The sequence below is a fragment of the Sporolactobacillus sp. PKPK-6 genome, assembly GCF_056678885.1.
On the sequence record NZ_JBWXPA010000001.1, the window covers coordinates 1,173,978 to 1,188,971 of the forward strand.

At 45.4% G+C, this 14,994-nt stretch carries 13 protein-coding genes; all 13 read right to left on the bottom strand.

Translation table 11 applies throughout. The features are described 5' to 3' along the window. Positions 1-41: 41 nt before the first annotated feature. Entirely contained in the window at positions 42-1,193 is a 1,152-nt protein-coding gene (locus AC1MBV_RS05655) for a M20 family metallopeptidase (RefSeq protein WP_255748498.1), read from the bottom strand. Positions 1,194-1,622: 429 nt separating this feature from the next. Then, positions 1,623-2,759: a carboxynorspermidine decarboxylase gene (gene nspC / locus AC1MBV_RS05660; protein WP_255748497.1), complete on the bottom strand. Its 1,137-nt coding sequence runs from the start codon at positions 2,757-2,759 to the stop codon at positions 1,623-1,625. Positions 2,760-2,770: 11 nt separating this feature from the next. After that, entirely contained in the window at positions 2,771-3,970 is a 1,200-nt protein-coding gene (locus tag AC1MBV_RS05665) for a saccharopine dehydrogenase family protein (RefSeq protein WP_480947781.1), read from the bottom strand. 133 nt (positions 3,971-4,103) lie between these two features. Next, on the bottom strand, positions 4,104-4,955 hold the full coding sequence (gene speE, locus AC1MBV_RS05670) for a polyamine aminopropyltransferase (protein ID WP_480947782.1): 852 nt from the start codon (positions 4,953-4,955) through the stop codon (positions 4,104-4,106). Between the two features lie 6 nt (positions 4,956-4,961). Beyond that, positions 4,962-6,410 (bottom strand): aminotransferase class I/II-fold pyridoxal phosphate-dependent enzyme, encoded by a 1,449-nt coding sequence (locus tag AC1MBV_RS05675; protein WP_255748494.1) that lies wholly within the window; start codon positions 6,408-6,410, stop codon positions 4,962-4,964. A 16-nt stretch (positions 6,411-6,426) separates the two neighbouring features. Continuing rightward, positions 6,427-7,218: an adenosylmethionine decarboxylase gene (gene speD / locus AC1MBV_RS05680; RefSeq protein ID WP_255748493.1), complete on the bottom strand. Its 792-nt coding sequence runs from the start codon at positions 7,216-7,218 to the stop codon at positions 6,427-6,429. A gap of 333 nt (positions 7,219-7,551) precedes the next feature. Further along, the gene (gene tuaH / locus AC1MBV_RS05685; RefSeq protein ID WP_480947783.1) at positions 7,552-8,700 is read right to left on the bottom strand and encodes a teichuronic acid biosynthesis protein TuaH; all 1,149 of its coding nucleotides are present in this window, start codon (positions 8,698-8,700) and stop codon (positions 7,552-7,554) included. A gap of 21 nt (positions 8,701-8,721) precedes the next feature. Further along, on the bottom strand, positions 8,722-9,492 hold the full coding sequence (gene tuaG, locus AC1MBV_RS05690) for a teichuronic acid biosynthesis protein TuaG (RefSeq protein ID WP_480947784.1): 771 nt from the start codon (positions 9,490-9,492) through the stop codon (positions 8,722-8,724). An 18-nt stretch (positions 9,493-9,510) separates the two neighbouring features. Further along, the gene (locus tag AC1MBV_RS05695; RefSeq protein ID WP_255748490.1) at positions 9,511-10,188 is read right to left on the bottom strand and encodes a hypothetical protein; all 678 of its coding nucleotides are present in this window, start codon (positions 10,186-10,188) and stop codon (positions 9,511-9,513) included. Next, positions 10,189-11,673, bottom strand: coding sequence for a teichuronic acid biosynthesis protein TuaE (gene tuaE, locus AC1MBV_RS05700; RefSeq protein WP_480947785.1), 1,485 nt, complete (start codon positions 11,671-11,673; stop codon positions 10,189-10,191). A gap of 13 nt (positions 11,674-11,686) precedes the next feature. After that, a complete protein-coding gene (locus AC1MBV_RS05705) occupies positions 11,687-12,622 on the bottom strand; it encodes an NAD-dependent epimerase/dehydratase family protein (RefSeq protein WP_255748488.1) in 936 nt (311 codons plus the stop codon). Positions 12,623-12,657: 35 nt separating this feature from the next. Continuing rightward, positions 12,658-13,275, bottom strand: a complete 618-nt coding sequence (locus AC1MBV_RS05710; protein ID WP_370646065.1) for a sugar transferase — start codon at positions 13,273-13,275, stop codon at positions 12,658-12,660. Between the two features lie 235 nt (positions 13,276-13,510). Beyond that, complete coding sequence (locus AC1MBV_RS05715) at positions 13,511-14,938, bottom strand: lipopolysaccharide biosynthesis protein (protein ID WP_480947786.1); 1,428 nt, start codon at positions 14,936-14,938, stop codon at positions 13,511-13,513. Positions 14,939-14,994: the final 56 nt, after the last annotated feature.

Below are 14,994 nucleotides of genomic sequence, written 5' to 3' on the forward strand. Positions count from 1 at the left end.
ATCTGGAACGGATCCCTTTATTCATCTTTAGACAATCCCTGTCAGTTAAGGAAATCAAGAGCAATTTTCTTATAGATCTTAATTGAATCAAAATATGGTTCACGCTCAACATACTCATTCGGCTGATGCGCGACCGGAGGATAGCCTGGTCCGACAACGGTGATCGGAAAGGTTTTTTCGACTTGAGAGAAGAATGCACCATCGGTATATCCGGAAAAACCATACGGCTCAACTTTTTTCCCACGTACTTCCTCAATGACTTTCACAAGCCGTTGCACAAAGTCATCATCCTTCGGTGTTTTGACCGGATGCATATCATTGAGAATGTCGATTGTCGCATTTAATTCAGGAATATCATTTTTAACTGTATTAATTAAAGACTCTATTGCAGCGATGATTTCTTTATGATTTTGTGAAGGCAGTGTCCGCATATCGATTTCCACGGTGCATTTGTCCGGAATGACGTTCGTTCCATTTCCGCCGTGCATAACATCTATGCTGGAGGTCGGCTCACTGAGCAGATCGTCTGCTTCATAGTCGAATTGAAATTCAGATTGAAATTTTGAGAGGATCGCAATCATGTGCTCGTTAGCGTTAATTCCGCAGCTCGGCGTTGATCCGTGTCCAGTTTTGCCAAATGTAGTCAATCGAACCCACAATGCTCCCTTTTCCGCGATTGAGAGCTCATTATCGGTCGGTTCGCCGATCAGCACTGCATCAAGATCATCTGCGTAACCGCCTTTAACCAGCTGCTCCGCTCCGATCGAGGAGGTTTCTTCACCGACAGTCGCAATGAATTTAAGTGTTCCTTTTATTGACGCACCCTCCTCCTTCAATTGAATCATCGCTGCAATCATTGCCGCAAGGCCGCTCTTCATATCTGAAGCACCGCGTCCATAAATCTTTCCATCTGCCTCTTCAGCACCGAACGGAGAATAATCCCATGGAATTTCTCCTACCGGTACAACATCCATATGCCCGGTAAAGGCCAACGTTTTTCCTGGTTCTGCACCTTCTAATGTCGCAATTAACTGGTGACGCTTTCCGCTGTATGCAACAACTTCAGTATCAATACCCGCCGCTTCAAATAAAGGCCGAATCAGGGCAACAGCCTCAGCCTCATTTCCCGGAGGGTTCGTCGTGTTGATTTTTAATAAGTTCTTGAGCAGCTCAATTGCGCTCTCATTATCCATTGATTATACCTCTTTTCTTAGGACGAAAGTCTGTTTATTTTATTAAAAATGCGTTTACCGATCTCTCAATTCCACAAATATAATCGGCATTTGGCAAGCAGCTTGACGTATGGCACTCTGACAAACGAGAACCATGGGCGGCTGCCCTCCAATCGTGCCAATGTTCAGAACAATTATGGTACAATGTGTTTCTCAGTTGTTTCGTTCCCCCTTTAGGAGCGATTTTTTACGACTCGCAGTAATGGCTCTGTTGTCTTTGTCTGAAGGTGCAACTTTACGGAAGTCTAACCCTTAACGCTAAGTATAGCAAAATTCTGTCGATTTCTGCACTCTCTTGCAACATTTTCTAACAGAAACCCTATATAAAGGAGAGGCTCATGAAAAACCAACGGTTTTTCATGAGCCTCTCCTTGAATTAAATACTCTCTATTATGAAAGTCTTGTTTTAAAATTTTCGTAATTGAATTGCTTAATCACATGAATGCCTTCTGTATCGTTGTACGAAGCAATGGCAGGCAGTGCAATCCCGTTAAACGTATTGTTTTTAACCATGGAATAGATCGCCATATCGCAGAACACGAGACGATCACCGACCTGAAGCGGATGGTCAAAAGAATAATCGCCGATCACGTCACCGGCGAGACAGGTTGGCCCGCCGAGTCGATACGTATGCGCTCGCTCCCCCGGTTTTCCGGCATCAATAATTTCAGGACGATAAGGCATTTCCAACACATCGGGCATATGGCAGGTCGCCGATGTATCCAGAATCGCAATCGGCATGCCGTTTTCGAAAACATCGAGTACGGTGGAGACAAGGTAGCCTGTATTCAAGGCAACAGCTTCTCCCGGTTCAAGATAAACATCAAGATCATATTTTTCTTGAATCGACGTAATGCATCGAGCAAGGCGATCCATATCATAGTCCGCGCGTGTAATATGATGTCCACCGCCGAAATTAATCCATTTCATTCTCTTAAGGTACTTGCCGAATTTGCGCTCCACTGCTTCAAGTGTATGTTCGAGCGCGTCCGAATTTTGCTCGCACAAAGTATGAAAATGCAGCCCGTCAAGACCATCCAAAGCGTCAGGTTCAAAGTTTGCTTCCGTAACGCCCATGCGCGAAAATGGAGCACAGGGATCGTATAGTCCAGTCTCAACTTCCGAATACTCCGGATTGACACGCATCCCGCATTGAATCCGGCGCGGCGATGCTTTTACTTGGTCCTTGAATCGTGCCCATTGGCTGAACGAATTAAAAACAATATGGTCACTGACCTTAAGAATATCGGCAAAATCCTTTTCGTCATAAGCCGGTGAGTAGATATGGACTTCCTTATCCATTTCCTCGCGTCCAAGTCTTGCCTCGTATAACGAGCTGGAGGCTACACCGCTAAGATAGCGACCGATGAGCGGATAAAAGGCATACATCGAGAATGCCTTCTGGGCGAGTAAAACCTTGCAGCCGGTGCGGTCCTGAAGCTGCTTTAAAAGCTCTAAGTTCTTCACAAGCAGGCGTTCATCAACAACATAACTTGGCGACGGAGCCGCCGAGAAATCAATAGTCATTCACAGACTCCTCAATCAATCAGTGCCGGCGCGAAGCTCTCATGCCAAGGCAACCCGAATTTATTTAGGGCATCCATGAATGGATCCGGATCGAATTCTTCAATATTGAACACGCCCGGACGCTTCCATTTACCCGTCATGACCATAGAGGCTCCGATCATTGCCGGAACACCGGTTGTGTAAGAGATCGCCTGTGAGCCGACTTCTTTGTAGCATTCCTGGTGGTCGCAGACATTGTAAACATAGTAAGTGCGCGGCTTGCCGTCTTTGACGCCTTGGAAGATACATCCGATATTCGTCTTGCCCTTTGTCCTCGGTCCTAGTGACGCCGGATCCGGTAGAACGGCTTTCAGGAATTGTAGCGGAACGATTTGTTTTCCTTCAAATTCAATCGGTTCGATCGAGGTCATGCCGACATTTTCCAAAACCTTAAGATGGGTCAGATAGCTTTGACCAAAGGTCATCCAAAAACGAATCTTCTTAATGCCCTTGATGTTGAGGGCGAGTGATTCCATCTCTTCATGATGTAGCAGGTAAATGTCCTTTTCTCCGATCTGCGGGAAGTCATAAACACTCTTGATCGACATCGGTTCGGTTTCGATAAATTTTCCATTCTCAAAATAGCTGCCGTTCGCCGTCACTTCACGAATGTTGATTTCAGGATTGAAGTTCGTCGCAAAAGGATAGCCATGATCACCGGCATTTGCGTCAAGAATGTCAATTGAATGAATTTCATCAAAATAATGCTTTTGTGCATAAGCTGAGAATACACTCGTCACACCCGGATCAAAACCGCTCCCGAGCAGCGCAGTGATTCCCGCTTCTTTAAAGCGATCGCGGTATGCCCATTGCCATTTATATTCAAACTTTGCCGTATCTTCCGGTTCATAGTTAGCCGTATCCACATAATCCACTTTAGTCGCAAGGCAGGCATCCATAATCGTTAAATCCTGATAAGGAAGCGCGACGTTGATTACGATGTCCGGCTTCACCTTCTCAATGAGTGCAATCAGTTCCGAAACATTGTTTGCGTCTACTTGCGCCGTCGTAATTTTCGTCTTTCCGCCATCAAGCTTCGCTTTAAGCGCATCACATTTTGAGACAGTGCGGCTCGCAATACAAATTTCTTCAAACACCTCAGAATTCTGACAACATTTATGTACCACAACGCCAGCAACGCCGCCTGCGCCGATAATTAATGCTTTACCCAAACTAAACGCCTCCTTAAAAATTTATCTCTGTCAGCAAACTGTATTGACCCATACGAATTAGGGAACTTGAGGACACGTTCAACATTTAGCCTGTCCACATGATTCCTGCATTAGCCCTCAGACACACAAGGCTTTATTCCATTTCTTCCAACAGTTCCTTTACATAATTTGGCAATGCAAAGGCGCCAACGTGAATTTTATCATTATAATATTTGGTTTTCATGCCTCGCGCTTTCCATCCGGCGGCGTTAAAGTCTTCAACCGGATGGTACTTCTTCGAAGCGAACCCGAAAAGCCAATGTCCGGATGGATAGGTCGGAATGTGTGCCTGATAGACGCGGCTGATCGGAAACGAATCAATGATCCGTTTATGCGCGCGCTGCATGGCTACTGCGTCAACAGGATAGAACGGACTCTCATGCTGATTCACCATTGCGCCGGTGTCCGTAAGTGCTTTATAGCAGTTGCCGTAAAATTCCTTCGTAAACAACCCTTCACCTGGACCAAACGGATCAGTCGAATCGACGATGATCAAATCGTATTCGTCCTTCTTTGAACGCACGAATTTCAAACCATCGGCATAGTGAATCGTCACTCTTGGATCATCCAATTTTCCCGCGGTCTGCGGCAGATACTTTTTGCACGCCTCAATCACCTGTTGATCGATTTCCACCAGATCAATCTGCTCAATTTCCGGGTAGCGCACGAGCTCGCGAACAGCACCTCCGTCACCGCCTCCGATGACGAGTACCTTTTTCACATTTGGAAGTACGGACATCGGCACATGAACGATCATTTCATGGTAGATGAACTCGTCTTTCTCGGTCAGCATCATATAGCCGTCCAGGGTCAGAAAACGTCCGAATTCAAGTGAATCGAAAATATCAATTCGCTGAAATTCACTTTGTCCGCTATACACTTGACGATCCACTTTGATTGAAAAATTGACGTTTTCTGTGTGCTTCTCAGTAAACCATAATTCCAATCCCGATCACTCCTTCACGGTCTGTATTCGGTTCACCAGACTGTCCTGGGTACCGGTCAGAAAACAGCCTTTTTCCTTCGCATACTGAATATACTCGAGTACCCGGTCCGTCACCTTTTCACCCGGTGCGAGAATCGGGATGCCCGGCGGATAGCACATAACGAACTCGCCGCAGATGCGTCCAAGGCTCTCCTGCAATGGGGTCGATTCGCTTTCCGCATAAAAAGCTTCCTGCGGACCAAGCACGACCTGTGGACGAATATATTCCTGGCTGAGCATTCCCGCGCGATCTTTCGCATAGCGCCTTTTGATCTCGGACAGTGCGGACACGAGACGCTCCAAATCAAGGATTCGATCGCCAATTGAAATATAAGCCAGTATGTTGCCAATATCACCGAATTCGATCTGAATGTCATACTCATCGCGTAAAAGGTCATAGACTTCAATCCCTGCAAGTCCGATATCCAAGGTCAGCACCGACAGCTTCGTACGATCAAAGTCATAGACTGAATCTCCATTGATCAATTCGCGTGAATAGGCGTAATAACCGCCGATCTGATTAATCTCCGTACGTGCATATTCAGCCATTTGGGCAACTTTTTCAAAAATCGCTCGTCCTCTGAGTGCCAGATTTCTTCTGGAAATATCCAGTGAAGAGATCAGCAAATAAGAACCGCTTGTTGTCTGTGTGAGGTTAATGATCTGCCGAACATAACCCTCGTCAAGTCCGTTGACCAAAAGCAGCGAGCTCTGGGTCAGGGAACCTCCGGATTTATGCATACTGACCGCTGCCATATCCGCGCCAACCGACATTGCTGAAGCCGGGAGTCCATCTCCAAAATAGAAATGTGTCCCATGCGCTTCATCGACGAGCACAAGCATCTTATGCTTATGTGCAAGCTCAGTAATCGCCTTCAGATTGGAGCAAACGCCATAATAAGTCGGATTATTGACCAAAACGGCCTTCGCATCCGGATTTTCCAGAATCGCCTGCTCCACATCGGCAAGCGCCATGCCAAGTGAAATACCCAATTCATGATTCACACCGGGATTGACATAAACCGGTACCGCCCCGCTCAAAATAAGCGCATTGATCGCGCTGCGGTGCACATTGCGCGGCATGATGATTTTCTCACCGCGTTTGCAGGCACACATCACCATGGATTGGACCGCAGAGGTCGTGCCATTTACCATAAAAAATGCGTGCTTTGCACCAAAGGCTTCTGCGGCAAGCGCCTCCGCATCCTTAATCACCGAAACAGGGTGGCAGAGATTATCGAGCGGTTTCATCGAATTAACATCGACGGTCAGGCATTTTTCACCGAGAAAATCAGTCAGTTCGCGATTGCCTTTGCCGCGTTTGTGACCCGGTACGTCAAATGGAACGACGCGCATAGATTTATAACGATTAAGCGCCTCAAGAACCGGCGCACGCTCTTGTGATAAAGTCGTCATGTTCTCTCCTCACTAATCAAAATATGTTCGCTCCGCTAAAGATCTCAATCATTTCTTTGCGAAGATTGTTGCTGATCTTCAGACGCTCTTTTGGCGGAATTTCCAGCACATCACGATTAAACAAATAGTTCTGCAACTCAGGTTCTTTAATGAGCATTTTGGTATGAAAAAGATTGGCCTGATAAACATTAATGTCCATCGCGTCATATTTTTCAAGCGTCTCATCATCAATATAGTTTTGGATCGATGCCATCGGATGGTCCATAAACAATTTTTTACCATCTACATCTCGGGTAAAACCGCGTACTCGATAATCCGCAGTAATGATATCCGAGTCAAAGCTGCCTATTAAATAATTCAATGTATTTAAGGGGGATATTTCTCCACAGGTAGCCACATCAATGTCGACGCGGAACGTCGCGATCGCTGTTCCTGGATGGAATTCCGGATACGTATGCACCGTCACATGGCTTTTATCCAAATGGCCTACGACAGTGTCTGCGTACTGACCGAGATTGCATGAACGGTCGATTTGATCCTTCGGAAATTCCTGCTCCGCAATCAGGATGGTGACACTTGCGCCCTGTGGATCGTAATCCTGCTTGCTGATGTTGAGGACATGGGCGCCGATCATTTCCGTTACACGGCAAAGAATATGGGTCAGTCGCTCTGAATTGTACTGTTCGTCAATGTAAGTAATGTAGTCTCTTTGCTCACGTTCACTCTTCGCATAGCACACATCGTAAATGTTGAAGCTCAGTGATTTCGTGAGGTTGTTAAAGCCGTACAATTTCAGCTTATTTTCCAACCCTATCCTCACAACCTTTCCCGGTTATTCATGATCTATAGCGCCGCTTCGTTTCAAAGAGGAAGAAAATAATTGCGCATGCAAAGAAATGAATTCATTCGCTTATGTTAACAAAAACGCGGCAAAAATTCTATTTTAATTATATAGACAAGCACGTTTAAGTCAAGTAGTTAAATCCATTCAAGAAACGAATTTCTTCTATTATTTATTAACATATCGGCAAGTATTATCCAAAGAAAAAAAGCAGGCAGAATGCCTAACTTTTTAGCGGAAATTTATTCTGCGAAACATCTGCTTAAGTTTATTTAACCAGATCAACTACAGTCTTTTCTATCACAAATAGGAAAGCATTTTTTTAAAAATGATTGGCCAATCCTTTGTTTTTGCGAATTCCTTGCGTGCGCGTATCGCTTCAGAATCAAAAGCGACTGGTTCAAGATGTTCGCACGCTTGAATCAAAGATTCAGGATCAGAAGAATCCAGACAGAGGTACGCAGATTCTTGCTCATACTTTTTCGTTGAAGGCAAATGAATGCCGATTGCTGCCTTCCCTGAAGCAAGAAATTCAAATAATTTTAACGGGAATACTGCATTGTTATACGGCGATGCTTTATAGGGCATCAGCCCGATAGAAATCTGATTCATGAAGCGCGGTACATCCTCCGGAGGAACAGCATCAATCCAGCGTACATTATCCTCCTCAAGCAGGCGTGAATAATCAGGATCTCCTTGAGTCCCATTAGGACCGACAAGTAGAATCTGCCACTCCGGCTTTTTGCGCGCGACTTCACGCAGCAGAACAAAATCAAGTTTTGGCTTGATTCCGCCAATATATCCGAGAACCGTTCCGGTACTCCGCACTCCGAATCCATCATTACCTGCAAAAAGCGAATAATCCACGCCGTTTTCCAAAGTCACAATGCGGCTGCGTTTTTCCGCAGGCATTTCCAGATCAGTGACATGATGCAGATAATCGGATGTGCAAAAAATTAAATCGGCGCGATGCACTATTTTTTGTTCCGAGTGCGCAATCAAACGTCTTCGCAGCTTTGCTGCAAGTGACATTCTGCCGCTTATTGGCGCCGCCCATAGATCACTGCGATCATAAATGACGCGATCCCACGTGAGGAGATCAGCTAATTTCGAAAATCCGGGAAAGGTATACCATAAGTAGAGATGATCATGACCGACATGTGACTTCAGCAAACGTGCCAATTCGGACAGTCGCCGCTTATGGAAGACCGACAAATAACGTGCAAAACGAAAGAATTTGTGCGGAAGCACGTCGGTAATCGTCCACTGTTCAATGGTTTCGGATTCGCCAACCTTTCGATCCGTCAGCCGTTCTGGCGACGGACAGATCCAAAACACATGTTTCGTGTTCGGCTGCGCAGCTAGAAATTCAGCAAGTCGGTGACGGCGATAGCGCAAACCGTCTTGCTGCCATGTGCCGGCGCCGACAATAACGTGTATATCCTTCACAAATTTGACCTTCCCTCTTTATTAAATGCTGATAAACCGTTTAATAACCGCATTCGCTGCATAGTTGACGAAATACCAGCATGAAGGCAGAAGCGGCAGGTGCTCAACACGCCGATACACAAACCATGTTTTTTTAGCCGCCTTCCATTTATTACCCGAAAGTGATTCTTTGCCGCTTATACGGTATTCTGCCAATATCTTATCAAGTCCGTAAGCGACAGCCCCCTTTTTCAGCAACGACAGCCAAGTAGCCAAGTCCTGACGCGAACGAAGATCAGGCATGCGAAAATCACCGACTTGTTTCCGGTCAATCATCACAGTCAGACATCCGACGATCGTGTTTTTCAGCATGCGTTTATAGGTGACACGAGCCGGTGCACTGATTATTTTGTTGAGCAAATGCCCATTTGTGTCCATCAGTTCATAGCCTGTGAAGGTAAACGCATAATGATGAAGCTCCATAAATTGCAGTTGTTCCTCCAACTTTTTCGGCTTCCAGCAATCATCACTGTCAAGAAAGGCAACAAAGCGACCCTTGGCTTGCTCCAATGCAGTATTTCTGGCAAATGCCGCACCATGATTCTCGTTGAGAAAAACGGGACGGATACGGCTGTCCGCCGCAGCAGCTTCCTGCAGCAGTTGACGTGTTCGATCGGTCGATGCATCATCAACAATGATCATTTCCCAATGGGGATAGGTTTGCTCACGTACCGAACGTATCGTTTTCCTTATTGTCCTTTCCGAGCAGTAGGTAGGCGTGATAATTGAGATAAGTGTATGTTCAATAGCCATGAACCCTCCGCCTCTTTTCTATTCTTTTTTCCTTACAAACTCAGGCAGTGCGGCACCGATAATGACCAATGTAATACCGAGCATAAAGCCAAGTACCGCTCTCTTTTTCGAAGAAATCGTCGAAACGCCTGACCCGCTTTTCTTTTGCGCCGACTCGAGAACCTGAGCACGCCTCATTTGTACTTTTCTTGACTGAAGTGTATAGAGAAACCGAGCGCGGCTCACAGTCTCTTCACTTGAAACATGCGATTTATTTAAGTTATTTATTGCCTCATCAATAATTTTTTCTTTGTTATCGAAACGATTTTTATCCTCATCTAGAAAGGCGCTCGTCACACGATTGACTCCTTCAACCGCCTCAGCCTCGGATGTTCCTTTATAACTAATTTGAATCAAATGATTGGTTAAATCCGTGATACTGATCTGACTGAGCAATGCTTGTTCCTGCTGCTCCCAAAGTTCAGGCAGCCGTTTTTCATAAAACGGAGCATTCGAAAGAAGCACGATCACTTGATTGGGATCGTTCGTGGTATCGTCTCCATACGAGCCTAGTTGAACCGTTGTTTGCGCTTCGAACGACGAGGGCATTTTCCCAGCCGGAACAAAGAATCCGACAATGCCGAGAATAATAGGCAGAGCAGCAACGATCCACAGGTATTTTCTTAACCTCGTCACAACATTTCTAAACACATTCATTCAATACGACTCTCCCGACTGTATCAATTGATGAAGAACTGAAACCGTGCAAATGACAAAACCCAGAAAAACCCAATGAAAATACAAGTTGCTGACCGAGCTCGGACTGATACTGGATATGAGAAACGCGATCTGAGCCGTCAGACAGGATTCTGCAAGCAGTCGTGTATTTCTGCTGGTTAGCTTTGAATGTATCTTCATTAATGTGAAAAAAAGTGTCAAGTACATGGCTAAATAGCCTGCACCAATTAAAAACCCGAAATTACCCGTCAATTCCATTAGCCAATTATGAACTTCAAAAATCTGATCCGTATTCTGAATCGGCTGATTTTCAAGATAAACAGGTACATTCCCTGCTCCGACACCCATACCAAGCGATTCCTTCAAGTAACTCCATGTGCTTTGTAATAAATGAACACGAACAGTGTTTGACGATGGATTTTCATTTACAGCATAGGTTGCCTGGACAAACAAAATCTCTTGCACTTTTGCAATCACTTTCGGCAAAAGGATGAGCAGTCCTCCGACAACTGTAACTCCGCCAATCCAAAGCGACGTCTTTTTTAGTCTCGGCGGCAGCATTAAGAACAAATAGAGAACACTTCCGGCCGCAACGCCAAGTAAACAGGCACGGGATTCCGTCAGATAAATAAGCCAAACCGAGAGAGCAGCGAATAAAAAACAAACCATGCGCAGCAATGGTTTCCGGAAATTCCGTACTGCCGCTAAATAAAAAAAGAACGAGATCGACAACAAAGTTGCAAAATCATTTTGGTTCGTAAACACCGCTGTCGGATAAGCCTGCTTATATACCGGACCTCCAAAAAGAGTTGAAGTCGGCAACTGAATGCGGGCAAAATGGTTGACCAAACCGATCAAAATCAGTGCACCGCTCATCACCAGCCAGATCCAGTGAAAGGCAGCCAACTGACGGACATGTGTAAATGTAAATACGGCCAAAAAAACAAATAAAATACCGATCGCAAGAAGAAGCAAAGCTTTCATTCCTTCAACAAGCGACCAAGCCCAAAGCAGCGACACAGCCGCATAGGCAAGCCATAGCAGAAGAAACACAAGCACTCCTTTAACAGGAGTCGCCGACCATTGATTACCGAATCCGCCAATCCTCGCCGCATGTACCAAAAAAGCAATAAGACTGAAGATCAGAATTAATCGGTATACAAACAAAGTAAAGAATCCGGTAGAAAGACTAAGGAGTTCCTGATTTAAAAAGGTTGATGCGACCAGTACATACATCATGCTCGATAACAGAATGGAGCTTGATGCATGTTTCTTTAAATAAAGAGCGGCAATCGCCGCAAAACAGATCCACCCCAAAGCGAGCAGCATCTGCATCCACGCGTTGCCGATCCAGTAGACACCAATCAGCGCTGCAGACAAAGCTGTGACGATCGCTGATGTTTCAAGCGTCGAGCGATGCGCGCTGAGATGGCTTTTACATAAAGTTAGTGACGCTGATGTCATTGTTTCCTCCGTATCAGACTGCTTCTCTTTTTCGTTTCTTAAGTGAACGCAGGGTCATTCGGAGACCGTCTTTTAATGATACTTCCGGCCGCCATTGCAGCAGTTCCTTTGTCAGCTGGTTGGACAGGACACTGTGCCTGATATCTCCACTTCGTTTCGGGCCGTAATAAACGTCAAGATCAGATCCTGAAACATCCTTCATTAATAGAAAGAGATCCTTAATGCTGATCGCTGTTTGCGATGAAACGTTGACACACAAGCTTTCCTTTACTGAAAGAGCGGCTACTATAGCCGATGCAATATCTTTCACAAAGATAAAATCACGTGTCTGATCACCATCGCCATAGATCATTGGAGGCGTTCCTTTTTGAATCCGATCTGAGAAGATCGATACAACGCCGCCTTCACCCTCCGCATCTTGTCGTGGTCCGTAAACATTGCTGAACCGCAAAATACTGTAAGGCAGCTGATAAAATTTATCAAACATACGCAGATAATGCTCGACAGTCAGCTTTGTCAGTCCATATGGAGACTCCGGGTTCGTCGGATGGTCAATTGTCACAGGTATTTCAATCGGATTGCCGTAAACAGCAGCAGATGATGCAAAAACAATTTTTTTCACTTTTGTCTGCCGTGCTCCATTCATTACATTCAACGAACCGGTCACATTTGTACGTTCGTCAAACAACGGATCGGCAACCGAATGCGACACACTGATCTGAGCCGCAAGATGAACGATGTAATCGGGTTGAATCGCTTGAATGACATTAATAACTGCCGGATCGGCAACATCGCAAATATATAAGTCAACCGGCAGATCGGCAATGTTCTCCCGGTGCCCTGTTGAAAAGTTATCCATGACAGCAACTGCGTACCCTTGTCTTAGCAAAGCCTCAACAACGTGAGAGCCAATAAATCCTGCTCCACCGGTAACTAATACTTTTTCCATGGAAATACCTCCTGATTTTCAAGTTGTTCCTGTTCTTATCGAGCACCGTCTCCGGTCAATAAAACCTTGACCGTGCGCATCAATATGTTCAACTCAAGCGCCGGCGATAGATTACGGACATATTCCAAGTCATAAACGAGCTTCTCTTTCGGCGACAAATCGTAGCCGCCACTTACTTGTGCGAGTCCCGTCAATCCTGGTTTCACAAGCAGACGATTCTTGAATCCCGGAATTTCGCGGTCGAATTCCTCAGTGAACATCGGCCGCTCAGGTCTTGGCCCAATCAGCGACATGTCCCCTTTAACTACGGAAAGAAATTGAGGAAGCTCATCAATTCTTGTCTTGCGAATGAAGCGTCCGATACGAGTGACACGAGGATCATGTGCCTGTGCCCATTGTGCGCCGCCTCGTTCAGCATCCTTCCGCATTGATCGGAGCTTGACAAGTCTAAAGGTCTTACCGCCTTTGCCGACGCGTTCCTGCACATAGAATGGAGATCCAGGCGTCTCCATAACAATGAGCACTGAAAAAATAAAAATAATCGGTGCTGCAATAACCATTCCAACTAGGCCAAGGAGTAAATCAAAGCCTCTCTTAACCAAGAGGTATGTGCGTGCATTCTCTGGGAGAACGACTCTCGGCGGTTTCACCACTGAATAACCGCTATAGACCTCTATTTCTTTTTCCGCCTTCACATGAAACACCTCTCCAGTTCATCGTTTACTTGCCTCTGAACTTGTTTCAATTATAGTGAACGTTTATGTAGCAAATATGGACTATTCATTAAGGCAATGTAAAAGTGCATCCTAAAATTTTAGAAAAATTTACATACTTTTTTCGTTTGCAAGCGGCAAGACCTCTGAAATGCTTGCCGATTTTAGGCCTGCCTCAAGGAAAAAAGGCAGATGAACGGTTATTATCTTTCGACCCGCGCCATTTCATATAAACAGTGATAATCGATCGTCTCTGAATGATAATCACTAATAAAAGCATGCCCAAATTTGCCAAAACCATGAATGGGAAATGAAAAGCATTGAGGATGCCTGCCGTTAAAAGGACGAGCATAACCGAGTAATGCTTTGTGAGTGAAAAACCCTTCCAATTTTTTGAGGAAAAGTAGCTTCGACTCCAAAAGAACAGAACATAGGAGATACCTGTTGCAAGTCCCGCGCCAAGAACGCCGTAAGAAGGAACGAAGAGCCAATTGATGATGAGGCATGGCAGAAGCGAAAAAAGGCTAACCCAAATATTCAAGTAGCTCTTGCGAGAAAAAACGATACCGAGTGTCGTTGTCTCACTGACCGTATACAGTACAGGTTGAAGGCAAAGCAAACCGAGCACACCTGCGGCAGGCACATATTGAGGAGATAAAAGAAACATTAATTGATCCTTAAAGAGCAAAACACCAAAATACAGAACCGACATGAACAAAAGAACGCCTTCACTGACCGCCTGAAACGTACGAATGGATCGCCCTTCGCTGTACCACCGATAAGCGGTCGGCACCCAAAAACTGGTGAAGCTTGATTGAACAACGGCAAGAACAGCGGCAATTTTCAGCGCGGCTGTGAACATGCCGATTTCATAAAAACCGCTCCATGCTCTAAGAGCAATGCGTCCGGCAGAATTCAGTACTGTCGATGCAGACGCTGCAACAACCAGCGGCAGTCCGAAGATAAGCATGCGTCGCAGCAGCGCCCGATCAAAATGAAAATCGTGAAGAGCAAAATAGGAACGGTAGCGAATCAACAGAAATAAATCACCGATAATTTGACCGGCAGCCGCTGAATACACAACCGCAAGAAAATCTCTTCGAATCATCAAGACAAACAGCAAGGTGGCGGCCAAGATGACCAGCTTAATAAAAATGGTAAACATCGAATATGCAAATGCTTTTTCCTCCATACGAATCGACAGCAAAATAAAGCGTTCGAACGTAATAAAAACGAGCGAAACGCCGAGAAGGAGTGCCGCACTATGCTGATCGCTTGCGCCAAAAAGAATATGCGAAGCAGTTCCAAAATTCAAAGCGATTAAAAGCAATAACAGTAAGGCAAATAGAAGCGGAAGCAGCAGTGCATGAAGAAACAATGTCTTCCGATCATTCACCTCATTAAATTCTCTGGCATACGCTTGATCGATGCCTAAATATTGAAAGGTTGACAGCATCGTCAACGCGAGCGCAAACATGCTCGCTTTGCCATATTCCTCAGGTGACACAAAGTGTGTGGTCACTGGTATGGTAATAAAAGCGATGAGCGCACCGCCGGCAGGTCCGATTGAAAAAGCAAGCAGACGTTGAATAAATTCCTTCATTGTTTCCCCTTTTCGATAAAAAAACTATGATTTGAACTTGTTCCTCTTTCTCCTAC